General features: G+C 61.7%; 26 protein-coding genes. 22 read left to right on the top strand and 4 right to left on the bottom strand.

Annotated features, from left to right (window positions below; translation table 11 throughout):
- Nucleotides 1-151 precede the first annotated feature (151 nt).
- The 14 genes from K9857_RS19935 (at nt 152) to K9857_RS19870 (ending at nt 15,767) form a co-directional block, all read left to right on the top strand.
- Nucleotides 152-1,774, top strand: coding sequence for a methyl-accepting chemotaxis protein (locus tag K9857_RS19935; RefSeq protein WP_224538560.1), 1,623 nt, complete (start codon nt 152-154; stop codon nt 1,772-1,774).
- Nucleotides 1,774-2,310 (top strand): chemotaxis protein CheW, encoded by a 537-nt coding sequence (locus tag K9857_RS19930; RefSeq protein ID WP_224538558.1) that lies wholly within the window; start codon nt 1,774-1,776, stop codon nt 2,308-2,310. The genes K9857_RS19935 and K9857_RS19930 overlap by 1 nt, the downstream gene beginning before the upstream one ends.
- Entirely contained in the window at nt 2,307-3,620 is a 1,314-nt protein-coding gene (locus K9857_RS19925) for a CheR family methyltransferase (RefSeq protein ID WP_224538556.1), read from the top strand. The genes K9857_RS19930 and K9857_RS19925 overlap by 4 nt, the downstream gene beginning before the upstream one ends.
- Nucleotides 3,617-4,300 carry a chemotaxis protein CheW gene (locus K9857_RS19920; protein WP_224538554.1) on the top strand — a complete coding sequence of 228 codons (684 nt, stop codon included), beginning with the start codon at nt 3,617-3,619 and terminating at the stop codon, nt 4,298-4,300. Before K9857_RS19925 ends, K9857_RS19920 begins: the two co-directional genes overlap by 4 nt.
- Nucleotides 4,297-6,606, top strand: a complete 2,310-nt coding sequence (locus K9857_RS19915; RefSeq protein ID WP_224538553.1) for a hybrid sensor histidine kinase/response regulator — start codon at nt 4,297-4,299, stop codon at nt 6,604-6,606. The genes K9857_RS19920 and K9857_RS19915 overlap by 4 nt, the downstream gene beginning before the upstream one ends.
- Nucleotides 6,603-7,613: a chemotaxis response regulator protein-glutamate methylesterase gene (locus tag K9857_RS19910; protein ID WP_224538551.1), complete on the top strand. Its 1,011-nt coding sequence runs from the start codon at nt 6,603-6,605 to the stop codon at nt 7,611-7,613. Before K9857_RS19915 ends, K9857_RS19910 begins: the two co-directional genes overlap by 4 nt.
- A gap of 48 nt (nt 7,614-7,661) precedes the next feature.
- Nucleotides 7,662-8,663 carry a PleD family two-component system response regulator gene (locus K9857_RS19905; RefSeq protein ID WP_224538549.1) on the top strand — a complete coding sequence of 334 codons (1,002 nt, stop codon included), beginning with the start codon at nt 7,662-7,664 and terminating at the stop codon, nt 8,661-8,663.
- Nucleotides 8,664-8,924: 261 nt separating this feature from the next.
- A protein-coding gene (gene prfB, locus K9857_RS19900) for a peptide chain release factor 2 (RefSeq protein ID WP_224538547.1) occupies nt 8,925-10,020 on the top strand; the annotation gives its coding sequence in 2 pieces (ribosomal slippage) (nt 8,925-8,996 and nt 8,998-10,020; 1,095 coding nt in all).
- 111 nt (nt 10,021-10,131) lie between these two features.
- Nucleotides 10,132-11,634, top strand: coding sequence for a lysine--tRNA ligase (gene lysS, locus K9857_RS19895; RefSeq protein ID WP_224538545.1), 1,503 nt, complete (start codon nt 10,132-10,134; stop codon nt 11,632-11,634).
- Between the two features lie 103 nt (nt 11,635-11,737).
- The gene (locus tag K9857_RS19890; RefSeq protein WP_224538542.1) at nt 11,738-12,454 is read left to right on the top strand and encodes a TetR/AcrR family transcriptional regulator; all 717 of its coding nucleotides are present in this window, start codon (nt 11,738-11,740) and stop codon (nt 12,452-12,454) included.
- Nucleotides 12,455-12,511: 57 nt separating this feature from the next.
- The gene (locus K9857_RS19885; RefSeq protein ID WP_224538540.1) at nt 12,512-13,066 is read left to right on the top strand and encodes a hypothetical protein; all 555 of its coding nucleotides are present in this window, start codon (nt 12,512-12,514) and stop codon (nt 13,064-13,066) included.
- A 33-nt stretch (nt 13,067-13,099) separates the two neighbouring features.
- A complete protein-coding gene (locus K9857_RS19880; protein ID WP_224538538.1) occupies nt 13,100-14,377 on the top strand; it encodes a flavohemoglobin expression-modulating QEGLA motif protein in 1,278 nt (425 codons plus the stop codon).
- 149 nt (nt 14,378-14,526) lie between these two features.
- Nucleotides 14,527-15,441, top strand: a complete 915-nt coding sequence (locus K9857_RS19875; protein ID WP_224538536.1) for an alpha/beta hydrolase — start codon at nt 14,527-14,529, stop codon at nt 15,439-15,441.
- Nucleotides 15,438-15,767, top strand: coding sequence for a hypothetical protein (locus tag K9857_RS19870; RefSeq protein ID WP_224538535.1), 330 nt, complete (start codon nt 15,438-15,440; stop codon nt 15,765-15,767). The genes K9857_RS19875 and K9857_RS19870 overlap by 4 nt, the downstream gene beginning before the upstream one ends.
- Nucleotides 15,768-15,899: 132 nt before the next feature.
- Here K9857_RS19870 and K9857_RS19865 read toward each other — a convergent pair whose 3' ends face one another.
- The 3 genes from K9857_RS19865 to K9857_RS19855 form a co-directional block, all read right to left on the bottom strand.
- Complete coding sequence (locus tag K9857_RS19865; RefSeq protein ID WP_224538533.1) at nt 15,900-16,697, bottom strand: OmpA family protein; 798 nt, start codon at nt 16,695-16,697, stop codon at nt 15,900-15,902.
- 45 nt (nt 16,698-16,742) lie between these two features.
- Nucleotides 16,743-17,156 (bottom strand): DUF4398 domain-containing protein, encoded by a 414-nt coding sequence (locus tag K9857_RS19860; RefSeq protein ID WP_224538530.1) that lies wholly within the window; start codon nt 17,154-17,156, stop codon nt 16,743-16,745.
- Between the two features lie 305 nt (nt 17,157-17,461).
- Nucleotides 17,462-17,806 carry a pilin assembly protein gene (locus tag K9857_RS19855; RefSeq protein ID WP_175375153.1) on the bottom strand — a complete coding sequence of 115 codons (345 nt, stop codon included), beginning with the start codon at nt 17,804-17,806 and terminating at the stop codon, nt 17,462-17,464.
- 202 nt (nt 17,807-18,008) lie between these two features.
- On the opposite strand from K9857_RS19855, the gene ppc reads away from it, so the two are divergent.
- The 7 genes from ppc (at nt 18,009) to K9857_RS19820 (ending at nt 25,349) form a co-directional block, all read left to right on the top strand.
- Nucleotides 18,009-20,639 (top strand): phosphoenolpyruvate carboxylase, encoded by a 2,631-nt coding sequence (ppc, locus tag K9857_RS19850; protein WP_224538528.1) that lies wholly within the window; start codon nt 18,009-18,011, stop codon nt 20,637-20,639.
- 289 nt (nt 20,640-20,928) lie between these two features.
- The gene (gene adk, locus K9857_RS19845; protein WP_224538526.1) at nt 20,929-21,576 is read left to right on the top strand and encodes an adenylate kinase; all 648 of its coding nucleotides are present in this window, start codon (nt 20,929-20,931) and stop codon (nt 21,574-21,576) included.
- 93 nt (nt 21,577-21,669) lie between these two features.
- On the top strand, nt 21,670-22,344 hold the full coding sequence (gene tsaB, locus K9857_RS19840; protein WP_224538524.1) for a tRNA (adenosine(37)-N6)-threonylcarbamoyltransferase complex dimerization subunit type 1 TsaB: 675 nt from the start codon (nt 21,670-21,672) through the stop codon (nt 22,342-22,344).
- Between the two features lie 288 nt (nt 22,345-22,632).
- Nucleotides 22,633-22,935, top strand: coding sequence for a hypothetical protein (locus K9857_RS19835; RefSeq protein ID WP_224538522.1), 303 nt, complete (start codon nt 22,633-22,635; stop codon nt 22,933-22,935).
- Entirely contained in the window at nt 22,935-23,795 is an 861-nt protein-coding gene (locus K9857_RS19830; protein ID WP_224538520.1) for a DUF72 domain-containing protein, read from the top strand. Before K9857_RS19835 ends, K9857_RS19830 begins: the two co-directional genes overlap by 1 nt.
- A 34-nt stretch (nt 23,796-23,829) precedes the next feature.
- Nucleotides 23,830-24,651 (top strand): oxaloacetate decarboxylase, encoded by an 822-nt coding sequence (locus K9857_RS19825; protein ID WP_224538518.1) that lies wholly within the window; start codon nt 23,830-23,832, stop codon nt 24,649-24,651.
- A 2-nt stretch (nt 24,652-24,653) separates the two neighbouring features.
- Entirely contained in the window at nt 24,654-25,349 is a 696-nt protein-coding gene (locus K9857_RS19820; RefSeq protein ID WP_224538516.1) for an extensin family protein, read from the top strand.
- 9 nt (nt 25,350-25,358) lie between these two features.
- Here K9857_RS19820 and K9857_RS19815 read toward each other — a convergent pair whose 3' ends face one another.
- A complete protein-coding gene (locus tag K9857_RS19815; protein WP_224538514.1) occupies nt 25,359-25,979 on the bottom strand; it encodes an energy transducer TonB in 621 nt (206 codons plus the stop codon).
- Nucleotides 25,980-26,072: 93 nt separating this feature from the next.
- Between K9857_RS19815 and K9857_RS19810 the strand changes: the two genes are divergently transcribed.
- Nucleotides 26,073-26,855 (top strand): class I SAM-dependent methyltransferase, encoded by a 783-nt coding sequence (locus tag K9857_RS19810; RefSeq protein WP_263487939.1) that lies wholly within the window; start codon nt 26,073-26,075, stop codon nt 26,853-26,855.
- Nucleotides 26,856-26,883 lie beyond the last annotated feature (28 nt).

The following is a 26,883-nucleotide window of genomic DNA, read 5'->3' as shown; positions in this document are numbered from 1 at the left end:
GCGAAGGCATATTCCCCGCCACCTCCACCCAATGACCATTCCACCGCCCCTTTCTGCCTGATCCCCCCTCAACCGTCTTATTAATGAAACACCACCCTCGGCTATACTCCCCGCATTTCGAAACAATTCCGAAACAACCCGAGGACAGCCTGTGAAGAACTGGACGTTGCGCCAACGCATTTTGGCGAGTTTTGCAGTCATCATCGCCATCATGCTGTTGATGGTGGTCGTCTCGTATTCGCGGCTGTTGAAGATCGAAAGCAGTGAAGCCAGCGTGCGAGAGGATGCGCTGCCGGGTCTGTATTACAGCTCGATGATTCGCGGGGCCTGGTCTGACAGTTATTTGCGCATTCAGGCCATGCTCGGCCTTGAGGAAGGGCGGGGTTTCAGCGCCAAGGACACTGCAGACTTCGATGCCTACTCATCCCGTCTGCTGGAGCAGATGGAGCTCTATCGCGGAACGATCGCCGACGAAGAAGACCGAACCGAATACGCGGCGTTCCAACAGGCTCATGATCAATACCACCGCATCCTGGCTGCCGTTATCGACCTGCACAAGCGCAACCAGGAAGCCGACGCCCTCAAGATGTTCAACGATGAGCTGACGCCGGCCTGGACCCAAGGGCGCGTGAAACTCAGCGAAATCCTGAGCCACAACAAATCCGTGGCCGACAGGGACATCGCCGCCATCGACAACGCGGTGCTCACCGCCAAAACCATCATGGGGATTTCTCTGCTGATCGCCGTGCTGGCCGCCGGCCTCTGCGGTCTTTTGCTGATGCGCGCGATCATGGCGCCGATGAATCGCATCGTGCAGATCCTGGAAGTGATGCGCACCGGCGATCTCAGCGGACGTCTGAACCTGGATCGCAAGGACGAGTTCGGCGCGGTGGAAACCGGCTTCAACGACATGATGGCCGAGCTGACTTCCCTGGTGTCCCAGGCCCAGCGCTCGTCGGTGCAGGTCACCACCTCGGTCACCGAGATCGCCGCGACCTCCAAGCAACAGCAGGCCACCGCCACCGAAACCGCCGCCACCACCACTGAAATCGGCGCGACGTCCCGGGAAATCGCCGCGACTTCGCGGGATCTGGTGCGCACCATGACCGAAGTGTCCACCGCTGCCGATCAGGCGTCCGTCGCTGCCGGCTCCGGCCAGCAAGGTCTGGCACGCATGGAAGAAACCATGCACTCGGTGATGGGCGCGGCCGATCTGGTCAACGCCAAGCTGGCGATCCTCAACGAGAAGGCCGGCAACATCAATCAGGTGGTGGTGACCATCGTCAAGGTCGCCGACCAGACCAACCTGCTGTCGCTCAACGCCGCCATCGAGGCCGAGAAGGCCGGTGAATACGGCCGCGGTTTTGCCGTGGTCGCCACCGAAGTGCGGCGTCTGGCGGACCAGACCGCCGTCGCCACCTACGATATCGAACAGATGGTGCGCGAGATCCAGTCGGCGGTCTCGGCGGGCGTGATGGGCATGGACAAGTTTTCCGAGGAAGTGCGCCGTGGCATGGCCGAGGTGCAGCAGGTGGGCGAGCAGTTGTCGCAGATCATCCATCAGGTGCAGGCGCTGGCGCCACGGGTGTTGATGGTCAACGAAGGCATGCAGGCCCAGGCCACCGGCGCCGAGCAGATCAACCACGCGCTGGTGCAGTTGGGCGATGCCAGCAGCCAGACCGTCGAGTCTCTGCGTCAGGCCAGTTTTGCCATCGATGAGTTGAGCCAGGTGGCCGTCGGGCTGCGCGGCGGCGTCTCGCGATTCAAAGTCTGATGAACGAACTCACCGCCAAGCGCACTGCCGTGAAACAGACGGCGCATGTGCTGTTCCTGGTGTTTCGCATCGGCAGCGAGCGCTACGCCCTGCGCGCGACCGAAGTGGCGGAGGTGCTGCCGCGAGTGCCCCTGAAACCGATCGCCCACGCGCCTCATTGGGTGGCGGGGGTGTTCGCCTGGCGTGGCGCAGTGGTGCCGGTGATCGACCTCAGTGCGCTGACCTTCGGTGCGCCTGCCCAGGCGCGGACCAGCACGCGGCTGGTGCTGGTGCATTACCAAACCGATGAAAGTGCACCGAAGCAACTGCTCGGACTGATCCTCGAACAAGCTACCGACACCCTGCGCTGCGACCCCGCGGATTTTCAGCCCTATGGCCTGGACAATCCCCAGGCGCCTTATTTGGGGCCGGTGCGCAACGACGAACTGGGCTTGCTGCAATGGGTGCGGGTCGCCGATCTGCTGGATGAGCGAGTCCGCGCGTTGTTGTTCCCGTCACCACCGCTGGACCTCGCGCTGCTTGAGGAACAGTCATGAACAACGATCAGCGTTTTTTCGATTTCCTCAAAGACCGTATCGGCCTCGACGTGACCTCGGTGGGCCCGGCGATCATCGAGCGGGCGGTACGCCAACGCAGCATCGCCTGCAATGCGCAGACGGCGGATGAATACTGGCGAATCCTGCAAGGCTCCGGCGATGAGCAGCAGGCGCTGATCGAAGGGGTCATCGTCCCGGAAACCTGGTTCTTCCGTTACCCGGAATCCTTTGCCACTCTGGCGAAACTGGCCGCCCGCCGCCTGACTGAAATCAACAACCTACGTGCCCTGCGGATTCTCAGCCTGCCATGCTCCACCGGCGAAGAGCCGTACTCGATTGCCATGGCGCTGCTGGATGCAGGGTTCAAGCCGCACCAGTTCAAGGTCGAAGGCATGGACGTCAGCCCCTTGTCGGTGGAAAAGGCCCGGCGGGCGGTGTATGGCAAGAACTCCTTTCGCGGCGAGGACATCGCCTATCGCGATCGCTATTTCACCGCCGACCGTGACGGTTATCGCCTGAACAGCCGGGTGCTTGATCAGGTGCGATTGCAGGTCGGCAATGTGCTGGATCCCGCGTTGCTGGCCAACGAGCCACCTTTCGATTTCGTGTTCTGCCGCAATCTGCTGATCTATTTCGACCTGGCGACGCAAAAGCAGGTGTTCGAAGTGCTCAAGCGCCTGACCCATGTCGATGGCGTGCTGTTCATCGGTCCTGCCGAAGGCAGTCTGTTGGGGCGCCTGGGCATGCGCTCGATCGGCATCCCGCAGTCCTTTGCCTTCAGTCGCCAAAGTGCGGCAGAGGTGGAACCGCTGCCCGTCTTCGTTCCTGCACCTGTACCCATTCCCCAGCCTGCGCGGCAACCGGCGCGTCATGTCGCGCCGCCGCCGGTTCCCCGGCGTCCGTTCGCCAGCGTTGCGCAACCCATGGCTCGTCCTGCCGCTTCAGAAAAGCCCGGCAGCGCCGATACCGCGGCATTGCTGGCAAACATTGCCGAATTGGCCAACGAAGGCAAAAGCACCGAAGCCCGTGCCGCGTGCGAGCGCTACCTGCGCAACCACGAGCCGGTGGCCCAGGTGTTCTACTGGCTGGGACTGCTCAGCGATGTGGGCGGCAACGTGCCAGAGGCTCAGGGGTTTTACCGCAAGGCGCTGTATCTAGAACCGCAACACCCCGACGCATTGATGCACCTGGCGGCGCTGCTGCAGGCCCAGGGCGACAGCGTCGGTGCCAGACGATTGCAGGACCGCGCCGCCCGCAGCGAGCGCGCCGCCCGCAGCGAGCGCGCCGCCGACAGTGAGCGTAAACGATGATTGCCGCCGACACCTTTAGCGTCACCCGTGAAGATGCCCAGGCCATCGACGATTGCTGGAACCGCATCGGTATTCATGGCGACAAATCCTGCCCGCTGCTGGTCGATCACATTCATTGCCGCAATTGCTCGGTGTACTCGGCTGCGGCGACGCGCCTGCTGGATCGTTATGCGTTGCAGCAGGAAGATCGCGTACAGGTTGCCGATACGGTCGAAGAAGAGGTCAAGACCCGTTCGCTGCTGATGTTTCGTCTGGGCGAGGAGTGGCTGGGTCTGGCGACCCGCAGTCTGGTGGAAGTGGCGCCGCAGCAGGCCATTCACTCACTGCCGCATCAGCGCTCCCGGGCCTTGCTCGGGGTGGCTAACGTGCGCGGGGCGCTGGTGGCGTGCCTGTCGCTGTCCGAATTGCTGGGGCTGGAAAGTGGCGGTGGGGTGGCGTCCGGCGCGCGGGTCATGCCGCGCATGCTGATCATTGCCGCCCATGGTGGGCCGGTGGTGGTGCCGGTGGACGAAGTGGACGGTATTCATGCCATAGACGAACGCCTGCTCGACGCGGCGTCGCGTTCCGGTGCTCATGCCGACGCCAAGTACACCCGTGGCGTATTGCAATTCAGGGGTCGCAGCCTGCGCTGGCTGGATGAAGAACAGCTGCTGTCCGCCGTGACCCGGAGCCTCACATGACCCCCGAACAAATGCGCGACGCCTCTTTACTGGAGCTGTTCGGCCTGGAAGCCGAAGCCCAGACCCAGGTGCTGAGCGCGGGTCTGCTGGCCCTGGAGCGCGACCCTACCCAGGCCGACCAATTGGAATCGTGCATGCGCGCGGCGCACTCGCTCAAGGGCGCGGCGCGGATCGTCGGGATTGACGCCGGCGTCAGTGTCGCCCACGTCATGGAAGATTGCCTGGTCAGCGCCCAGGAAGGGCGGCTGTACCTGCGTCCCGAACACATCGACGCCTTGCTGCAGGGCACCGATCTGCTGATGCGCATCGCCACGCCGGCCACTGCGCCGCAGCCTGCGGATATCGAGGCCTACGTGGCCTTGATGGCACGCTTGCTCGATCCGGCGGCTGCAGTTGCTCCAGCTGTTCCGCCCGCTGCGCCGGTCATGGCGGAGCTGCAACTCGAAGCGCCGAAGGTTGAACAGCCAGCGGCTCCAATCGAGACACCCGCCCCAGTCGTCGAGCCTGCACCTGCCGAATCCGTATCCACACCGAAAAAGAAGCGCACCACCGAAAACGGCGAGCGCGTATTGCGGGTTACTGCCGAACGCCTGAACAGCCTGCTCGACCTGTCGAGCAAATCCCTGGTGGAAACCCTGCGCCTCAAGCCGCACCTGGCCACCATGCAGCGCCTCAAACGCATGCAGAACAACAGCCTGCGGGCGCTGGAAAATCTCAACGTCCATCTCAAGGACCAGGCCCTGAGCCTCGAAGCCCAGGAAGCCCTCGATGATGCGCGACGCCTGCTGGCCGAATCCCAGCAGCTGCTGGCGGAGAAAAACGCCGAACTCGATGAGTTCGCCTGGCAGGCCAGTCAGCGCGCGCAGGTGCTTTACGACACCGCGCTGGCCTGCCGCATGCGGCCGTTCGCCGATGTGCTGACCGGCCAGGTGCGCATGGTCCGCGATCTGGGTCGCAGCCTTGGCAAACAGGTGCGCCTGGAAATCGAAGGCGAGAAAACCCAGGTCGACCGCGATGTGCTGGAGAAACTCGAAGCGCCGCTGACCCACTTGTTGCGTAACGCGGTGGATCACGGCATCGAAACCCCGGAGCAACGGCTCCTGGCTGGCAAACCGGAAGAAGGCCTGATCCGCCTGCGCGCTTCCCATCAGGCCGGTTTGCTGGTGCTGGAACTGAGCGATGACGGCAATGGCGTCGATCTGGAAAAGGTCCGTCGAAGTGTGGTCGAACGCCAGTTGTCGCCACCAGAAACTGCCGCGCAGTTAAGCGAAGAGGAGCTGCTGACCTTTCTGTTTCTGCCGGGCTTCAGCTTGCGAGAGAAAGTCACTGAGGTGTCGGGGCGCGGCGTCGGCCTGGACGCGGTGCAGCACATGGTCCGCCAGTTGCGCGGCGCGGTGGAGCTGGAGCAGACGGCGGGCGAGGGCAGCCGTTTCCATCTTGAAGTGCCGCTGACCCTGTCGGTGGTGCGCAGTCTGGTGGTCGAAGTGGGCGGCGAGGCCTATGCCTTCCCGCTGGCTCACATCGAACGCATGTGCGATCTGGAGCCATCGGACATCGTGCAGGTCGAGGGACGCCAGCACTTCTGGCATGAAGGCCGGCATGTCGGCCTGGTTGCAGCCAGTCAGTTGCTGCATCGTCCGGCGAGCCAGAACAATCAACAGACCCTGAAGGTGGTGGTCATTCGCGAGCGCGATACGGCATATGGCGTCGCGGTCGAGCGTTTCATCGGCGAGCGAACCCTGGTGGTGCTGCCGCTGGATGAGCGCCTTGGCAAAGTGCAGGACATTTCCGCCGGAGCCTTGCTCGACGACGGTTCGGTGGTGTTGATCGTCGACGTCGAAGACATGCTGCGTTCGGTGGACAAACTGCTCAATACCGGGCGCCTGGAACGCATCGCCCGCCAAGGCGGTCAGGCCGTCGAAGCGGCGCGCAAGCGGATTCTGGTGGTGGACGACTCCCTGACCGTGCGCGAACTGCAACGCAAGCTGCTGCTCAATCGCGGCTACGACGTGGCGGTGGCGGTCGATGGCATGGACGGCTGGAACGCCCTGCGTTCGGAGAACTTCGATCTGTTGATCACCGATATCGACATGCCGCGCATGGACGGCATCGAGTTGGTGTCGTTGCTGCGCCGCGACAACCGCCTGCAGTCGCTGCCGGTGATGGTGGTGTCCTACAAGGATCGTGAGGAAGACCGGCGTCGTGGACTGGATGCCGGAGCCGACTATTATCTAGCCAAGGCCAGTTTCCATGACGACGCCTTGCTCGATGCAGTCGATGAGCTCATAGGAGGAGCGAGGGCGTGAAGATAGCAATCGTCAACGATATGCCCATGGCTGTGGAGGCCTTGCGCCGGGCGCTGGCCTTCGAGCCTGCGCACCAGGTGATCTGGGTGGCCGGCAATGGCAAGGAAGCGGTGCAGAAGTGCGCCGAGCAGACACCTGACCTGATTCTGATGGACCTGATCATGCCGGTGATGGACGGAGTGGAAGCGACCCGGCGGATCATGGCCGAAACCCCCTGCGCCATCGTCATTGTCACCGTGGATCGCCAGCAGAACGTGCACCGGGTGTTCGAAGCCATGGGCCACGGTGCGCTGGACGTAGTCGATACCCCGGCCTTGGGCGCTGGCAATGCCCAGGACGCGGCGGCGCCGTTGTTACGCAAAATCATGAACATCGGCTGGCTGATCGGCGACAAGACCCCGCGCGAGCGTCCGGACCCGGGCCCATCGCGCAGTTCGGTCTCGCGCCAGAGCCTGATCGCCATTGGCTCGTCGGCCGGTGGGCCGGCGGCGCTGGAAGTGCTGCTCAAAGGCCTGCCGCGAAACTTTTCCCCGGCCATCGTGCTGGTGCAGCATGTGGATCAGGTATTCGCTGCCGGCATGGCCGAATGGCTGGCGAGCGCCAGCGGCCTGAAGGTGCGCCTGGCCCACGAGGGCGAGCCTCCGCAAAGCGGCACCGTGCTGCTGGCGGGCACCAATCACCATATTCGCTTGTTGAAGAACGGCACGCTGGCTTACACCGCCGAGCCGGTCAACGAAATCTATCGACCTTCGATCGACGTATTTTTCGAGAGCGTGGCCCGTCACTGGAACGGTGATGCGGTCGGCGTTTTGCTCACCGGCATGGGACGTGATGGCGCGCAGGGGCTTAAACTTCTGCGCCAGCAGGGCTACTTGACCATCGCCCAGGACCAGAACAGCAGCGCGGTGTACGGCATGCCCAAGGCAGCCGCGGCCATCGATGCCGCCGTCGAGATCCGTCCGCTGGAGAAGATAGCGCCACGATTGCTGGAGATCTTTCCAAAATGACTACTATTAGCAGCAATCCTGGCCCAGGCAGTTTTCAGGTGAACGCACATGACTGAATTACAACTCGACGACTTCAAGACTGACGAAAACGCCGCCATGGTGCTGTTGGTGGACGATCAGGCGATGATCGGCGAGGCCGTTCGGCGCGGGTTGTCGAACGAAGAAAACATCGACTTTCACTTCTGCGCCGACCCGCACCAGGCCATCGCCCACGCGGTGCGGATCAAACCGACGGTGATCCTGCAGGATCTGGTCATGCCCGGCCTCGACGGCCTGAGCCTGGTGCGCGAATACCGCAATCACCCGGCGACCAAGGACATCCCGATCATCGTCCTGTCGACCAAGGAAGACCCGCTGATCAAGAGCGCGGCGTTCGCGGCCGGGGCCAACGATTACCTGGTCAAGCTGCCGGACAACATCGAACTGGTGGCGCGCATCCGCTATCACTCGCGTTCCTACATGACCCTTTTGCAGCGCGACGCCGCCTACCGTGCGCTGCGGGTCAGCCAGCAGCAACTGCTCGACACCAACCTGGTGCTGCAACGCCTGATGAACTCCGACGGCCTGACCGGGCTGTCCAACCGCCGGCACTTCGACGAGTACATGGAACTGGAGTGGCGCCGCTCCCTGCGCGAACAGAGCCAGCTATCGCTGCTGATGATCGACGTGGATTACTTCAAGACCTACAACGACACCTTCGGCCACCTGGAAGGCGACGAAGCCCTGCGCCAGGTCGCCACGGCGATCCGCGAGGCCAGCGCCCGGCCATCCGACCTGCCGGCCCGTTACGGCGGCGAAGAGTTCGCCCTGGTACTGCCCAACACCTCACAGGGCGGTGCGCGACTGGTGGCGGAAAAACTGCGGATGACCGTCGAAGCCCTGAAAATCCCGCACATCTCCCCGAGCGAAGGCTCCAGCCTGACCATCAGCATCGGCCTTGCGACCGTCACCCCGAAAGCCGGCACCAACTGCCGCGAACTGATCTCGGCGGCGGACAAGGGGTTGTACCTGGCCAAGCATAATGGGCGAAATCAAGTAGGCATCGGCTGAATCATCTGCCCTGAAAATAACCTGTGGTGAGGGGATTTATCTGTGGTGAGGGGATTTATCCCCGTTGGAGTGCGCAGCAGTCCCATCTTTTTGGGGCCGCTTCGCAGCCCAACGGGGATAAATCCCCTCACCACAATTGATTTGCGTCGTTGCGAGGATCGAATGCGGCAGCGGCGTTTTCGACCAAGCGGACTGCCGTTGGCGGCCGTTTGCCGTTATACTCGCCGGCTTTCAAAAGTTCGCCTACGAGTGCTGCCCGCCATGGAAATCAACCCGATCCTGAACACTATCAAGGACCTGTCCGAGCGCTCCGAAACCATTCGGGGGTATCTTTGACTACGATCAAAAGCATGAGCGTCTGACCGAGGTCAACCGCGAGCTTGAAGATCCGAGTGTCTGGAACAAGCCTGAATACGCCCAGGAGCTGGGCCGCGAGCGCTCTGCGCTGGCGCAGATCGTCGAGACCCTCGACGAATTGAACAGCGGTCTGGCCGATTGCCGCGACCTGCTGGACATGGCGGTCGAGGAAAATGACGAAGGCGCCGTGAGCGACGTCGTCGCCGAGCTGGCCCGTCTCGAGGAAAACCTCGCCAAGCTCGAATTCCGCCGCATGTTCAGCCACGAAATGGACCCGAACAACGCCTACCTGGACATCCAGGCCGGTTCCGGCGGCACCGAAGCCCAGGACTGGGCCAACATCCTGCTGCGCATGTACCTGCGCTGGGCTGACAAACGCGGTTTCGACGCGACCATCATGGAACTGTCGGCCGGTGAGGTCGCCGGGATCAAGGGCGCCACCGTGCACATCAAGGGCGAATACGCCTTTGGCTGGCTGCGGACCGAGATCGGCGTGCACCGTCTGGTGCGCAAGAGCCCGTTCGACTCCGGCAACCGTCGCCACACCTCGTTCTCCGCGGTATTCGTCTCGCCGGAGATCGACGACAAGGTGGAAATCGAGATCAACCCTGCGGATCTGCGCATCGACACCTATCGTTCCTCCGGTGCCGGTGGTCAGCACGTAAACACCACCGACTCGGCCGTACGTATCACCCACGTACCGACCAACACCGTGGTCAGCTGCCAGAACGAACGTTCCCAGCACGCCAACAAGGACACCGCCATGAAAATGCTGCGGGCCAAGTTGTACGAGCAGGAAATGCAGAAGCGCAACGCCGCTTCCCAGGCTCTGGAAGACACCAAGTCCGATATCGGCTGGGGTCACCAGATCCGTTCGTACGTGCTCGATGCCTCGCGGATCAAGGATCTGCGTACCAACATCGAACGCAGCGACTGCGACAAGGTGCTCGACGGCGATATCGACGAATACCTGGAAGCCAGCCTGAAATCCGGGCTATAAAGCACGCCCTCGGGGCTGTGGACACACCGCAGCCCCTGTAGGAGCGAGGCTTGCCCGCGAACCTCGGCCAAATGCCGAGGGTAACGAACCTGTGATGGAATTTTTAAAGACATGAGCGACCTAGAACTCGACCCGCAAGCCCTGCAACAGGAAGAAAACTCCCTGATCGCCCTGCGCAAGGAAAAGCTTGCTGCCGAGCGCGCCAAGGGCAACGCCTTCCCGAACGACTTCCGCCGCGAAAACTACTGCGATGCGTTGCAGAAACAGTACGCGGACAAGACCAAGGAAGAGCTGGCAGAGGCTGCAATCCCGGTCAAGGTTGCCGGTCGCATCATGCTCAACCGTGGCTCGTTCATGGTGATCCAGGACATGACCGGTCGCATTCAGGTCTACGTCAACCGCAAGACCCTGTCCGAAGAAACCCTGGCCGCGGTGAAAACCTGGGACATGGGCGACATCATTGCCGCCGAAGGCACCCTGGCCCGTTCCGGCAAGGGCGACCTGTACGTTGAAATGACCAGCGTGCGTCTGCTGACCAAATCCCTGCGCCCGCTGCCGGACAAGCACCACGGCCTGACCGACACCGAACAGCGTTACCGTCAGCGTTACGTTGACCTGATCGTCAACGAAGACGTGCGCCAGACCTTCCGCGTGCGTTCGCAAGTCATCGCCCACATCCGCAGCTTCCTGATGAAGCGTGACTTCCTGGAAGTGGAAACGCCGATGCTGCAAACCATTCCGGGCGGCGCGGCAGCCAAGCCGTTCGAAACCCACCACAACGCGCTGGACATGGAAATGTTCCTGCGTATCGCGCCTGAGCTTTACCTCAAGCGCCTTGTTGTTGGCGGCTTCGAGAAAGTGTTCGAGATCAACCGCAACTTCCGTAACGAAGGCGTTTCGACTCGTCACAACCCTGAATTCACCATGTTGGAGTTCTACCAGGCTTACGCCGACTACGAAGACAACATGGACCTGACCGAAGAACTGTTCCGCGAACTGGCGCAGCTGGTTCTGGGCAGCACTGACGTGCCGTACGGCGACAAGGTGTTCCACTTCGGCGAGCCGTTCGCGCGCCTGTCGGTGTTCGACTCGATCCTCAAGTACAACCCTGAGCTGACCGCCGATGATCTGAACGACATCGACAAAGCCCGTGACATCGCCAAGAAGGCCGGTGCCAAGGTGCTGGGCTTCGAAGGCTTGGGCAAACTGCAGGTGATGATTTTCGAAGAGTTGGTCGAGCACAAGCTGGAGCAGCCGCACTTCATTACCCAATACCCGTTCGAAGTGTCGCCGCTGGCTCGTCGCAACGATGACAACCCGAACGTCACCGACCGTTTCGAGCTGTTCATCGGTGGTCGTGAAATCGCCAACGCCTACTCCGAGTTGAACGACGCGGAAGACCAGGCCGAGCGTTTCATGGCGCAGGTGGCTGACAAGGACGCTGGCGACGACGAAGCCATGCACTACGACGCCGACTTCGTTCGCGCGCTGGAGTACGGCATGCCGCCAACGGCCGGTGAAGGTATCGGCATCGACCGTCTAGTGATGTTGCTGACCAACTCACCGTCGATCCGCGACGTGATCCTGTTCCCGCACATGCGTCCGCAAGCGTAATTGGCTCAAATAAAAAACCGCCTCCGATAGGCGGTTTTTTATTGCCTGTCTGGTACAAACGTATCAAATAGTTAATTTTGAAGTAGAGAGAGGAAATCCCGTCGTGAACCATGCAACGGCTCAAGAAGGTGCAGCGGGTATCGCCACTGCGGTCGCTGAAAGTGTTCAGTATCAGGGGCGCAAGGCCAGCCGGCAGGGCAGTGAGCAGCGTCGGCAGGACATTCTCGATGCGGCAATGCGTATTGTCGTGCGCGATGGCGTGCGAGCGGTGCGCCACCGGGCCGTGGCCGCCGAGGCCAATGTGCCGCTGTCGGCCACTACTTACTACTTCAAGGACATCGATGACCTGCTCACAGATACCTTCGCCCAATACGTGGAGCGCAGCGCGGCCTACATGGCCAAGCTGTGGATCAACAACCAGGGCCTGCTGCACGAGCTGATCGCCAGCGGCGATGGCAGCCCCGAGGCGCGCAAGCACCTGGCGGACGAGCTGGCGCGGCTGATGACCGATTACGTGCACCGCCAATTGGTGACCCGTCGCGAGCATTTGATGGCCGAGCAGGCCTTCCGCCAGGAAGCGCTGCTCAACCCGCGTCTGGCGCAACTGGTGCGTTCCCACCAGCAGATTCTGCTACAGGGTTCCTGCCAGCTTTTCGAAGTATTGGGTTCCCGCGAGCCGCAGCAGGATGCCAAAGTGTTGACGGCTATAATCGGACGGATGGAATATCAGGGCCTGCTCAACGACGCCGAGCCGGCTGATGAAGAAGAAATGCTCGGCATACTCAAGCGTTATATGCATCTGGTGCTGGCTTCGGTCTAATCGGTTCCCTGTAGCAGCTGCTACAGGTGCAGCGTCGAGTCATCAAGGGAGTGTTGAATGAAAGCCTGGCGTGTCGTCGTGATCGCCTTGTCGTTGCTGCTGCTCAGTGGCTGTCTGGTGACTTTCAAGGAACCACTGCCCACAAGTGAGCCTGCGCCCAAGGGGTTGCTCGGCAAATGGACCAGCACTAACGCCTGGGGTGAGCCGGTCAATCTGGAGCTGACCCGCGTCGGCGAAAACCGCTATCAGGCCGTCAGCTACTTCCGCGCCAAGCCCCGGGAGCGCGAAGCCTATCCCTTCACCGTCTCACGTCACGGCAACCGCTGGTACTTGTCGGCGAAAGTGCCGTCGCAGTTCGGTGGGCACTACACCATTGCCGGGTTCGAACTCACCGATAAACGTGAGCTGGTGGTCTACAACCTCGACCTCGAACAGATCAAGCAGGCCGTGCAGCAAAAGGCCCTGAACGGCGAAGGCTTTCAGACCGACGATGGCGATGGCGTGCTGATCGACAGCCACATGGACCAGGTGTCCGCGTACCTCGATGACCCGGCCAATTCCGACGTCTTTGTCGAAGTGGTGCGTTACCAGCGTCAGGCCAAAGCAAAATAATCCAGTAGATAACGGTTTCAACAGGAGTTTCCGGTGGACGATTACCAGCAGTCGATACGCATTCTGTCCGATCGCATAGTGCTGGCGCAGACGCCGATCCGCGTCCTCGATGCGGTCAAATGGGATGACAATATCCGCAAGGACTTCCTCAAGGCCAAGGGCAAGGAACTGCCGAAGGTTGACCGCGACTATTACCTCAACCGTCCGCTGGCGTTCGACTCCAGCAAGGTGAAGCTGGAATTCCAGAACATCGAGCGCGACATCACTCGCCAGCTCGGCCAGTTCAACCCGGTCGGCCAGATCATGCGTCGCATGTGCAAGGAATACCGGATGGTGATCCGCATGCTTGAGGCGCGGGGCACTGAGGATTTCGGACTGATTTCCCAGGAGCTGTATGGCGCCGCCTCCGACGCCTTCCACGCCGGTGACCCGACGCTGTCCGACCTGGGCCTGATGCTGTCGGACTACCTGAACAACATCGACGGTCGTGGCGACCTCAAGGACGAACCCAAGACCCTGACCGCCAAGGATGCGGTCCACATGCTGCAAACGCGCTTGAACCGGGTGTTCGGTGAGGCCGAGGAAACCATCCGGGTGTTTGAGTCCGACGGCATCGTCGCCGATGCGGCGGCGGGCGCCGACTACATCAAGATCCGTACCGACGCGATGTTCAACGAGCGCGACGTGCGCGCCCTGGAAGTCCACGAAGGCCTGGTGCATGTCGGCACCACACTCAACGGCCTGAACCAGCCGATCTGCACCTTCCTGGCCAAGGGCCCACCCTCGTCGACGGTGACCCAGGAAGGCCTGGCGATCCTGATGGAAATCATCACCTTCGCCTCCTACCCGAGCCGCCTGCGCAAGCTGACCAACCGCACCCGCGCCATTCACATGGTGGAGGAGGGCGCGGACTTCCTGCAGGTGTTCGAGTTCTTCCGCGAGCAGGGTTTCGAAATGCCCGAGAGCTACAGCAACACCAGCCGCGTTTTCCGCGGTTCGGTGCCGACAGGTCTGCCATTTACCAAAGACTTGTCCTACCTCAAGGGCTTCATCATGATTTACAACTACATTCAGTTGGCCGTGCGCAAAGGCAAGCTGGAGCAGATACCGCTGCTGTTCTGCGGCAAGACCACCCTGGAAGACATGCGCACCTTGCGCCAACTGGTGGACGAGGGGCTGGTGGTACCGCCCAAATACCTGCCGGAGCAGTTCCGTGACATGAATGCGTTGTCGGCGTGGATGTGCTTCTCCAACTTCCTCAACCATTTGAGCCTGGACCGGATCGAGGCGGATTACTCCAACATTCTCTAGGTCCAATGAAGATCCCCTGTGGGAGCGGGCTTGCTCGCGAATGCGGTCTAACATTCAACATCCTTGTTGACTGAAATACCGCATTCGCGAGCAAGCCCGCTCCCACATTTGAACCGTATTTCACGCCATCACTTGCGAGGTTTCACCGGATGCGAATCCTCGGCACCATCTGCCTCCTCCTGGCCCTGAGCGGTTGCAGTTCGTTCCTGTTCTATCCCGAGCCCGGCCAGCTGTTCACCCCGGAAAAAGCCAAGCTCGAATATCGCGAGATCACCCTGACCACCGCCGACGGTCTCAAGCTGAATGCCTGGTGGCTGCCGGCCAAAAAAGGTGTCGAGGTCAAGGGCACGGTGCTGCACCTGCACGGTAACGGCGGCAATCTGCCAATGCACCTGGGCGGCAGTTACTGGCTACCGGAGCAGGGCTATCAAGTGCTGTTGTTGGACTATCGCGGTTACGGTCTGTCCGAAGGAAAGCCTGAGTTGCCGGAGATCTATCAGGACATCGACGCCGCTTTCAAATGGCTCGATCAGGCGCCCGAGGTCAAGGGTAAACCCCTGATCCTGCTCGGCCAGAGCCTCGGTGGTTCGATGGCGGTGCACTATCTGGGGCAACACCCCGAGCGGCAGACCCAGCTCAAGGCCATCGTGCTCGACGGCGTGCCCGCCAGTTACCGCAGCGTCGGCCAGTTTGCGTTGAGTCATTCATGGTTGTTGTGGGCGTTCCAGGTGCCGTTGTCCTGGCTGGTGCCGGACGGCGACAGTGCGATCAACTCCATGCCGCAACTCAAGGGCGTGCCGAAATTGATCTACCACAGCATCGACGATCCGATCGTGCCCCTTTCCAATGGCATCCTTCTGTATCAAGCTGCGCCGCCGCCGCGCGTCCTGCAACTGACCCGGGGCGGGCACGTGCAGACGTTCGCCGACCCGGTCTGGCGCAAAGTCATGCTGCGCTACCTCGACGACCCGCAGCATTTCAACGGCCTGCGCCGCCTGGGTGAGATCCCCAATTACCCGGCCCCCGAACATTCTGAAGATGAACCACCAGAGAGTCCGCAATGAGTGAAGAACGTAACGCCATCCCGCTGATCATCACCGGTATCTGCAGCATCCTCGGCACCGTGGGCGCCCTGTGGTGGTACGGCTACCTGCACTTCGCCAAGCCTGAGGATGCGTTGCTGCTCAACGAATTCACCATGCTCAAGACCGTTCCGGGCGAGGATTACCGCGTCTCCCTGGAACCGGCCGCGCAAGTGGCGCAGTGCATCGATGGCGTGCTGGTGCTGTTCGACACCGAACAGAAAGGCCTGACCGGCGTGCTGGTCAACGACCGCAAGAAGGCCGTGCGCTGTATGGGGCAGGAGACGCCGCAGAAGTTGCAGCCGTAATCAAAGCCATACACAAAACCCCTTGTGGGAGCGAGCCTGCTCGCGATGCGATCTGACATTCAACATATGCGTTAACTGTCCCACCGCTATCGCGAGCAGGCTCGCTCCCACAGGATCTACTGCAACCGACGATTACTGGGTGTAAGAACTCACCGCCGAACGCGGCATCACCGGCTGGTTATCGTTGGAAATCGTCACTTCCACCCGACGATTCTGTGCCCGGCCGGAGACGCTGCCGTTATCCGCGACCGGATACTCCTTGCCATAACCCTGGGCCACGATCCGTGCCGGATCGACACCCATCTTCACCAACGCCATACGCACCGAGCCAGCTCGACGTTCCGACAGGGACTGGTTGTGAGACGCCGTACCGGTGCTGTCGGTGTAGCCCTCGACGATCACTTTGCGATCGGGGTTCTGCTGGAGATACTGCGCCAGCGTGTTGATGTTCGTCAGACCGTTGGACTTCAGATCAGCGCGGTCGGTGGCGAACAGCACGTCACCGAAAGTCACCAGCGTGCCGCGATCGGTCTGCTTGGCGTTGAGGCTGTCCTGCAGCTGCTTGATTTGCTGGTCGCGGGCATCGAGTCGTGCCTGGGCACGTTGCGCCGAAGCGTTTTTCAGATTGGCTTCAGCGGTGCGCAGGGCGATGGTCTGCTTGGCCACTTCCACGCGCTGGTTGGTCAGGTAGGCCAGTTGATCAACCTTGGCCTCGTCCTGCTTGTCCAGGTAGGCCTTGTCGGCCTTGTCCAGATAATCGCTGGCTTCCTTGGTTTCAAGGGCCGCAACTTTGCTCGCCTGCGGATCCGCCTGCAGGCCGGAGTAATTGGTGCGAGCCTGTTCAAGGTTGGCGTTGGGCGGTGTGGAGCACGCAGCCAAAGCAACGCTTGCAGCCAGCAGGGCAGGGATCATCAATTGTTTGGAATTCATGGTGTCGTCCTTTTAGTCGATTAAGAAGTGCGTGGCGCCGCGCCGTTACTGAACGGTGCGCTGGCTTTCCTGACGCAGTTCCTGAACGCCTTTCTGAGAGTCCTTCACTGCTTGTTCGGCTTTCATTGCCTGAGCCTTGCGCTCGGCCACGCGAGCGTCCCATTCAGCCTGTTCGGCGAGGGTTCTGGCCTGGTCGTATTTCTTGTCGTGCATGGCGATTTCGGCTTGCTTGAGCTTGTCCTGCGCGGTCTTCATTTCCACTGCGGCGAATTCGGTACCGCCGGCGCTGACTGCGCTGTTGACCGCCGATTCGGTGACCGCGAACTGCTCGGTGGGAGGGTTGCCGGCACAACCGGCCAGCACGAGGCCGGCGCCGATGGCCAGGGCAGCCATCTTCAGGTTGCGCAGTGGGGTGGACGAGGATTTGCCTGTGCAGGTTTTCATGATTTTCAACTCCATTGGGCTTACTCCTGAACTACTGAACAATCCATCCTGGGCAAGGAGCCGAAAGCTTCGTTTTCGCGGCGTTTTTGAAACGGCCGTCCCAGGCGTGGTTACTGGGATTGACCGGAGGCTTTTTTCAAAAGTTCAGAGAAATTGCCTGAAGTCCGAAAAAACGGGCGAGGCGAAAAGGCAGGGGGAACGCAATACCTGTAGGAGCGAGCATGCTCGCGATGGTCGTGAACGTTAACGTTGGGCATCTGATACCCCGCGTCGTTTTCGAGTCCATCGCGAGCGTGCTCGCTCCTACAGAAATCAAAAAATCAGTGTTTTTGCTTGTCATTACCCGTGGACATATCGTGCAAATGCCGACGCGACAGCGCCAGGAAACGCGGCGTCGGGCCGATGTCTTCGTACAGCGGATCGCCTTCCTCATCGGTCGCCACCACGGTCGAGCCCTTCACATAGGGAAAGCTTTTTTCCAGTTCTTCCAGCGCGGCGCCGATCAGTTCGCCGAGCAATTCTTCGGGTTGCCGCTTGGGATACATTTCGATGATCGCCGCCAGCCTGGCGGCCGCTTCCACGTCCAGATGAATCGAGTAGCCGGTGTCGGTCAGGCGACCCTTGGCGTTTTCTTCCCAGTGATGGACAAGCTCGCGGATTTTCATAATGACCTCATGTCGCGCCTGCTCGTGGCAGGCAGGGTGAGTAACCGGCAGTGACCGGCGAAAGCCGTTGTACGGCCTATTGTTCAGACTAGCTTCTGCCTCGAAGGTTTGAAGTCCCTTCGTCGTCTGGGTTGTAAGAACTGGCCCGGAGCGGCACTCTTGGGGTTCTTGGCCGCCCGGATTCTTTGCTGGAGAACTGTTGATGACCGATATTGATGCACGCTTGCGCGAGGACGTTCACCTGCTAGGTGAACTGTTGGGCAACACCATTCGTGACCAGTACGGGGACAGTTTCCTCGACAAGATCGAGCAGATCCGCAAAGGGGCCAAGGCCGACCGTCGCGGCTCCATGGACGCCGAACTCAGCGCCAGCCTCAACCAGCTGAGCGAAGACGAATTGCTGCCGGTGGCGCGGGCGTTCAACCAGTTCCTCAACCTGGCCAACATCGCCGAGCAGTATCAGTTGATTCATCGTCGCGACGAGTCGCAGCCGGCGCCGTTCGAATGCCGGGTGTTGCCGGAATTGCTCACCCGCCTGCGCGCCGAAGGCCACAGTGCCGAATCCCTGGCCCGGCAATTGGGGCGCCTGGAAATCGAGCTGGTGCTCACCGCGCACCCCACTGAAGTCGCCCGCCGCACCCTGATCCAGAAATACGACGCCATTGCCGCGCAACTGGCGGCCCAGGACCATCGCGACCTGACCACCGCCGAGCGCGAGCAGATCAAGTCGACCCTGCAGCGTCTGATCGCCGAAGCCTGGCACACTGAAGAAATCCGCCGCACCCGCCCGACACCGGTCGATGAAGCCAAATGGGGCTTTGCGGTGATCGAGCATTCGCTGTGGCACGCTATCCCCAATTACATGCGCAAGGCCGACCAGGCCCTGCACGCCGCCACCGGCCTGCGCCTGCCGCTGGAATCGGCGCCGATTCGCTTCGCCTCGTGGATGGGCGGCGACCGCGACGGCAACCCCAATGTCACTGCGCCCGTCACCCGTGAAGTGCTGTTGCTGGCGCGCTGGATGGCGGCCGATCTGTACCTGCGCGATGTCGATCAACTCGCCGCCGACCTGTCGATGCAGCAGGCCAGCGAGGCGCTGAAGGCCAAGGCGGGGGAGAGTGCCGAGCCTTACCGCGCGGTGCTCAAGCAGTTGCGCGAACGCCTGCGCGCCACGCGCAATTGGGCGCACAGCGCGTTGACGTCGCCTGTGACAGCCACCGCCGATGTGCTGCAGGACAACCGCGATCTGCTCGATCCGCTGGAGCTTTGCTACCACTCGCTGCACGAATGCGGCATGGGCGTGATTGCCGACGGCCCGTTGCTCGACTGCCTGCGTCGGGCCGTCACCTTTGGCCTGTTCCTGGTGCGACTGGACGTGCGTCAGGATTCGACACGCCACTGCGCGGCCATGACCGAGATCACCGACTACCTGGGCCTGGGTCGTTATGAGGACTGGAGCGAAGAAGAGCGCATCGCCTTCCTCACCCAGGAACTGAATAACCGTCGCCCGCTGTTGCCTGCCCACTACAAACCGTCCGCCGACACCGCCGAAGTCTTGGCGACCTGTCGTGAAATCGCCGCGGCGCCTGCGGCCTCGCTCGGTTCTTACGTGATCTCCATGGCCGGTGCCGCCTCCGATGTGCTGGCGGTGCAGTTGCTGCTCAAGGAGTCCGGCGTGTTGCGGCCGATGCGCGTGGTGCCGCTGTTCGAAACCCTGGCGGACCTCGACAACGCAGGGCCCGTGATCGAAAAACTGTTGCTGCTGCCGGGTTATCGCGCGCGTCTGCAAGGGCCGCAGGAAGTGATGATCGGCTACTCCGATTCGGCCAAGGACGCCGGCACCACGGCGGCGGCATGGGCACAGTATCGGGCGCAGGAACGTCTGGTGGACATCTGCCGCGAGCAACAGGTGGAGCTGTTGTTGTTCCACGGTCGCGGCGGCACCGTGGGTCGCGGCGGCGGCCCGGCCCACGCGGCGATCCTGTCGCAGCCACCGGGATCGGTGGCCGGACGTTTCCGCACCACCGAGCAGGGGGAAATGATTCGTTTCAAATTCGGCCTGCCGGACATCGCCGAACAGAACCTCAACCTGTATCTGGCCGCGGTACTCGAGGCGACCTTGCTGCCGCCGCCACCACCGACGCCCGAGTGGCGCCATTTGATGGACGAATTGGCCGCCGACGGCGTCAGTGCGTATCGCGCCGTGGTCCGGGAAAACCCGCAATTCGTCGAGTATTTCCGCCAGTCGACACCGGAACAGGAGCTAGGTCGCCTGCCGCTGGGCAGTCGTCCGGCCAAGCGCCGCGCCGGCGGCATCGAAAGCCTGCGGGCGATTCCGTGGATTTTCGGCTGGACCCAGACTCGCCTGATGCTGCCGGCCTGGCTCGGCTGGGAAGCGGCACTGAGCAAGGCGCTGGAGCGCGGAGAGGGCGAGCTGCTGGGGCAGATGCGCGAGCAATGGCCGTTCTTCCGGACCCGCATCGATATGCTGGAGATGGTGCTGGCCAAGGCCGACGCGGAAATCGCCCAGTCCTACGACGAGCGTCTGGTCGAGCCGGATCTGTTGCCGTTGGGCGCGCACTTACGCGACCTATTGTCGCAGGCATGCTCGATCGTTCTGGGGATGACCGGCCAGTCCCAGCTACTGGCACATAGCCCAGATACCCTTGAATTCATCCGCCTGCGCAACACCTACCTGGACCCGCTTCATCTATTGCAGGCCGAATTGCTGGCGCGTTCCCGGCAACAGGAAGTGGCGCAGGGCAGCCCGGTGGAGCAGGCGTTGCTGGTGTCTGTGGCGGGAATTGCCGCCGGTTTGCGTAATACCGGCTAAGGTTTTCGCGGTGGGGGAAGGCATCCGGCGCGTGCGCGGGATGCCGATCGATGGCCGTTGAAAAAGTACGGCCAGGCGACAGTTAATGATGGGGTTGCGACGGGGAGAACCGCGCCAAAACGTCGCAGCAGGCAGCGGTTTCTCCGACTTTTGGCGGCTTGTGTGGGCGCAGCCTGCTGTGTATCTTGATCAGCCTTTGGCCGTTTGGGCGGTCGCGGACCCTATTTTTGAGATTGGCCCCACGAGGCGAATCCGACGTTATCCATATAAAAAATTGAGGAGCACATCGATGCGCGTCATTCTGCTGGGAGCTCCCGGGGCCGGTAAAGGTACTCAGGCTAAGTTCATCACCGAGAAATTCGGCATTCCACAAATCTCCACTGGCGACATGCTGCGTGCAGCGGTCAAAGCCGGCACCGAGCTGGGCCTGAAGGCCAAGGGCATCATGGATGCCGGTGGCCTGGTTTCCGATGACCTGATCATCGCGCTGGTCAAGGACCGCATTTCCCAGGCCGATTGCGCCAAGGGTTTCCTGTTCGACGGTTTCCCGCGCACCATTCCTCAGGCTGAAGCCCTGGTGACTGCCGGTGTCGAACTGGACGCTGTGGTTGAAATCGCCGTTGAAGACGAAGAAATCGTCCAGCGTATCGCCGGTCGCCGCGTTCACGAGGCCAGCGGCCGCGTGTACCACATCGTCTACAACCCGCCGAAAGTGGCCGGCAAGGACGACGTCACCGGTGAAGAGCTGGTGCAGCGCAAGGACGACACCGAAGAAACCGTGCGTCATCGCCTGTCGGTCTACCACTCGCAGACCAAACCGCTGGTGGCTTTCTACCAGAATCTGTCGGCTGCCAATGGCAAGCCGAAGTACAGCCACATCGAAGGCGTTGGTTCGGTTGAAGCAATCACCTCCAAGGTGCTTGCAGCCCTGAGCTGAAAAGTCTGACTCGCTGTATCATCCACGGCCCGCTTGCGGGCCGTAGTTGTTTATACTGACGCCCTTTTTCTGATAACACTTTTGGAAACATCGATGAGCACCTTGCTGGCCCTGGACACCGCGACTGAAGCTTGCTCCGTTGCCTTGCTGCACGACGGCAAAGTGACGAGCCATTACGAGGTGATCCCGCGCCTGCATGCGCAGAAATTGCTGCCGATGATCCAGCAGTTGCTGGCCGATGCCGGCACCACCTTGCAGGCGGTCGAGGCGATTGCCTTCGGTCGTGGACCGGGTGCATTCACCGGTGTGCGCATTGCCATTGGGGTCGTGCAGGGCCTGGCGTTCGCGCTGGATCGTCCGGTGTTGCCGGTGTCCAACCTTGCCGTCCTGGCCCAGCGTGCCTTTCGCGAACACGGCGCCAGTCAGGTTGCGGCGGCTATCGATGCGCGCATGGATGAAGTGTATTGGGGCTGCTACCGCGAAACGGCGGGGGAGATGCGGCTGGTCGGGCAGGAAGCGGTCCTGCCACCGGAAGCGGCTGCACTGCCGGCGGATGCCAATGGCGAATGGTTTGGCGCAGGGACCGGTTGGGGTTATGGCGAGCGGATTGCCGTGAACTTGAGCGGGCAGGACGCAGGCATGCTGCCCCACGCTGAAGATCTGTTGACCCTGGCGCGATTTGCCTGGGAGCGCGGCGAGGCCATTGTGGCCGATGAGGCGCAGCCTGTGTATCTGCGGGACAAAGTGGCAACGCCGAAGGCGCGGTAAACCCTGGCGCACATCCTTGTAGGAGCGAGGCTTGCCCGCGAAGAGGTCAGCACTTTCGACATCCATGTCGACTGACCTGACGCCTTCGCGGGCAAGCCTCGCTCCTACAGGTTTTTCGGGGGCTGCATAGATGTGGGCTGGCGATAAATTCCCAAACAGCGCCGATCGTCCGTTTCTAACCCCAGCTTTTAAACCTTTTGCCTTTTATGTGTTCTAGTTATCACTCGGCGGTTTGCGAAGTGGGTTGAGCGACACTAAACTGCCATCACTGATACCGAGCATGCACTTATGCGTATAGACGGCCTTTCCTCTCATTCCTACCCTATCAAGCGCAAGCCTCGCAAAGGCGCTGTGGTGGAAGACGAGTCCGTCGATATCGAAGGCGAGCTGGAGTTTCCCACCGAGGAACAACTGGCCGCCCGCGCCAAGGCTGCCGCCCAACGCCTGAGCAACCTCCCCGCCCGTCAGCAGGACATGCTTTACCACCGCGCCATGAGCAAGAGCGTGGCGATGGCCCTGGCCAGCTACCTGAGCACCGCCGGTTTCGTCGATTGGGAAGCTGAAGTGCTGGGGCTCGATCTGTACATCTGATGCTGCTGCCTTATTATCTCGGCTGCCCGTCCTGGAGCGAAAACGCCTGGCGCGATTACCTTTATCCCGCCGATGCCAAATCCTCCGATTTCCTCAATCTCTACTCCCAGGTTTTCAACGCGGTGGAAGGCAATACGACCTTCTACGCCAGCCCGGCTGCCAGTACCGTGCAGCGCTGGGCAGAAATTCTCCCTGCGCATTTTCGTTTCACCGCCAAGTTTCCCGGTGACATCAGTCACGGCGGCGACCTGCGAGAGCAACTGACCGCTGCCGAAACCTTCGTCCAATTGCTCAGCCCGTTGGGCGAGCGGGTATCGCCACTGTGGTTGCAGCTGTCGAAAAGCTTCACCCCGCAGCGCCTGCCCGAACTCGCCGGGTTCATCGACGCCCTGCAACGACCGCTGGCGGTGGAAGTGCGGCATGACGATTTCTTCGCCAAGGGCGACAGCGAGCGCATGCTCAACCGCCTGCTTATGGATCGTGGGGTCGAACGCATCTGCCTCGATCCGCGCGCGCTGTTCAGTTGCACTTCCACCGAGCCTTCGGTGCTGCACGCCCAGTCGAAAAAGCCCAGGGTTCCCCCACGTCCGGCGGCGTTTACCCAGTGCCCGCAGGTACGCTTCATCGGCCATCCTACGCTTGAAGCAAACGACTCGTTCCTGACGCCCTGGGTGGAGAAAATCGCCCTGTGGATCGAAGAAGGCCGTACGCCCTATATCTTCCTGCACACCGCCGACAACGTGCTGGCGGCGAAGCTGGCGCAGCGTTTTCATGGCCGGTTGATGTTGCGATTGCCTGGCTTGCCGGCGCTGCCTGAGCTATACAGAGAGCCCGCCGCCGAGCAACTTGGCCTGCTCTGAAGGCGGATTCGTTCCCCTTTTCAGGAGCCTGCCAATGGATGCGCAAACCCTTCGAGCCCAAGCGTTCAAAGCCCTGCACGAACGCGGCGGGATATTCGTGATGCCCAATCCCTGGGACGCCGGCTCGGCAAAAATGCTCGCGGGCCTGGGTTTCGAGGCGCTGGCGACTACCAGTGCCGGTTACGCCTTTTCCCAGGCGCGCCCCGATGGCGGCCTGACTCTGGACGACACCCTGGCCAACGTCAGGGCGATCGTTGCCGCCACCGACCTGCCGGTGTCGGTGGATCTGGAAAACGGTTTTGCCGATGACCCCGCCGAATGCGCGCAAAGCATCGTGCAGGCCGCTGGCGCGGGCGCCGTCGGCGGTTCGATCGAAGACGCCACCGGTCGCCCGGACACGCCCATCTATTGCTTCGAGCACGCCGTGGCCCGGGTCAAGGCCGCCGTCGCTGCCGCGTGCAGCTTGCCGTTCCCATTCATCCTTACCGCTCGCGCCGAAAATTACCTGCACGGCAATCCGGACCTGGACGACACCATTCGCCGTTTGCAGGCCTTCGCCGAAGCCGGCGCCGACGTGCTCTATGCGCCAGGGTTGCGTAACGCCGATGAGGTGCTGGCGGTGGTCCGCGCGGTGGCGCCCAAGCCGGTCAATGTGTTGATGTCCGGCGGATTAAAGCTGACGGTCGAGCAACTCGGCGAGATGGGCGTCACGCGCGTCAGTGTCGGATCGGCGCTGTCCCTGGCGGCACTGGGCGAGTTCTACCGTGCGGCCGAAGAGATCAAGACGTCGGGCACCTTCAGCTTCACCTCGCGCTCCATGCCCTACGCTCAGGCCAATCAGTTTTTCAAAGGCTGACGATGCGCTTGCGTTGGTGGCTGTTGCTGGGGCTGTCGATGATAGCGGCGACGGGTTTGGGCGTCTGGCGCGGCTGGGTGTCCGTGCCGCCGCAGTGGAACCCCTGGGCGCCGCTGGATGTGAAGGCGCCGCCGAACCTGCTGACCCGCTACAAGCTGATGCGCCTGCGCGCTGATCCGCAGCTTTGTGATCAGGCTCTGAGCAGTTCCGGCCTACGGGTGACCCGTCAGGCCGACAGCCCAGACGCCAAGTGCCCGTTGACCGACGCCTTGCGAGTGCAGGGCGGAGATGTGGCGTTGAGCAGCAGCTTCCTTGCCAGTTGCCGTCTGGCGGTGTCCTTCGCCCTGTTCGAACATCACGCGCTGCAACCGGCAGCGCAGGCGATCTATGGTCAGAACGTGGCGCGGGTCGATCATCTGGGAAGCTTTGCCTGTCGCAATGTCTACGGCCGCGAGAGTGGTCGCTTGAGTCAACACGCTTCAGCCAACGCCCTGGATATCGCCGGTTTCCGCCTGGCGGATGGCCGCGCCATCAGCGTGCTCAAGGACTGGCCCAAGGACAATCAGGATGCGCAGTTTCTAAGGCAGGTCCGCGACGGTGCCTGTGGCCTGTTCAGCGTGGTGTTGAGCCCGGATTACAACGCCGCCCATCGCAATCACTTTCATGTCGATGTCGGGCCGTGGTGGGTCTGTAACTGAAGGCGAAGGTTAGGCGGCGAGGCGCAGGTTCTGCAGAACGATCGGGCGCGCCCAGCGGCTATCGAAGTCGAGTTCTTTCTGTTGTTCGACCATTTCTTGCGGCGAGAACGGCGGGAACGGTTTGTCCAGCAGATCGAGTTCGAACTCGGCGATCGGCAGGTGCAATGGACGCGGTTGTGGCGCAGGGCCTGCTTCCGGCACCGGTTGACCGGCAGTCAGCACGATCGGGCGGACCCAGCCGCTGTCGAAGTTCTGCTCGCGCTGCTGGGCGACGATTTCTTCCGGCGGGAACGGTGGGAAAGGTTTGTCGGCCAAATCCATTTCGAACTCGGCAATCGGCAGGAACAGCGGCTCGGGCGGGCGAATCTCGTTGTCTTTCACGTCGCACTCGCGCTGAGCAACGATGTGCGCCAGCAGGTCGCTGCCGACGGTGGGTTCGTCCGGGCTTTCGAGATCCACTGGTGGAAAGTTCAGCGATTCAGGCAGCACCTCACCCGACTGTTCGTTCAGCGCTCGGGCAAAAAAATCCTGCCAGATGTGGCTGACACCGCTCAGTGCCTGGGTGTTTTGCCGGCTGTAGTCGCCGTAGGGCGAAATAAAACCGGAGATGATGGGTTGAATGTCTGACATGACTCTCGGTCGACGCTCGGCTCTGGCAAAATGCTCGATAATTTTGTTATCGGCCGATTTTGCCGATCATTAATTTTTTGAGCGTATTTTCCAATGATTGATCAACCGGCGGCGTGCCGCATCCATGTCGAAGCCCTGGGCGAGACTTTTCAGCCACAGGCCGAGCAGTGGGCTGAACGTCTGGACCTGCCGTTGCAGGTGGATGACGGTGAGTTCGCCTTGCAGGTGGGCGAGCAGGGCTTGCAGCTGCAACAGCTCGGCCCGGATGCGCCGGGGCCGGTGCGGGTGGACTTCGTCGAGGGTGGCGCGGCTCATCGTCGGTTGTACGGTGGCGGCAGCGGGCAGATGATCGCCAAGGCGGTCGGCATCGCTCAGGGTGTGCGCCCGCGGGTGCTGGATGCCACGGCGGGGCTGGGCAAGGATGCGTTCGTGCTGGCGAGCCTGGGTTGCGAGATGAGCCTGATCGAGCGCCAGCCGCTGATCGGGGCCTTGCTCGAAGATGGCCTGGCCCGTGGCGCGGAGGATTTCGACGTAGCGCCGATCGTGGCGCGCATGCATCTGCTCAAGGGCAATTCGATCGAGGTGATGAACAACTGGGAAGGCGAGCCGCCGCAGGTGATCTACCTGGACCCGATGTTTCCGCATCGCGAGAAAACCGCGCTGGTGAAGAAGGAAATGCGCCTGTTCCGGCCGCTGGTAGGTGATGACCCGGATGCCCCGGCTTTGCTGCAGGCGGCCTTGGCGCTGGCGACTCACCGGGTTGTGGTCAAACGCCCGCGCAAGGCGCCGTGTATCGAAGGGCCCAAGCCGAGTCATGCGCTGGATGGCAAATCCAGTCGGTATGACATTTATCCGAAGAAGGCGCTCAAGCCTTGAGACCGAGTCGCCCCATTCGCGGGCAAGC

It is taken from the genome of Pseudomonas sp. REP124 (assembly GCF_020164475.1).
In the GTDB taxonomy this organism is placed as follows: domain Bacteria; phylum Pseudomonadota; class Gammaproteobacteria; order Pseudomonadales; family Pseudomonadaceae; genus Aquipseudomonas.
This window is presented reverse-complemented; position numbering and strand designations above follow the sequence as displayed.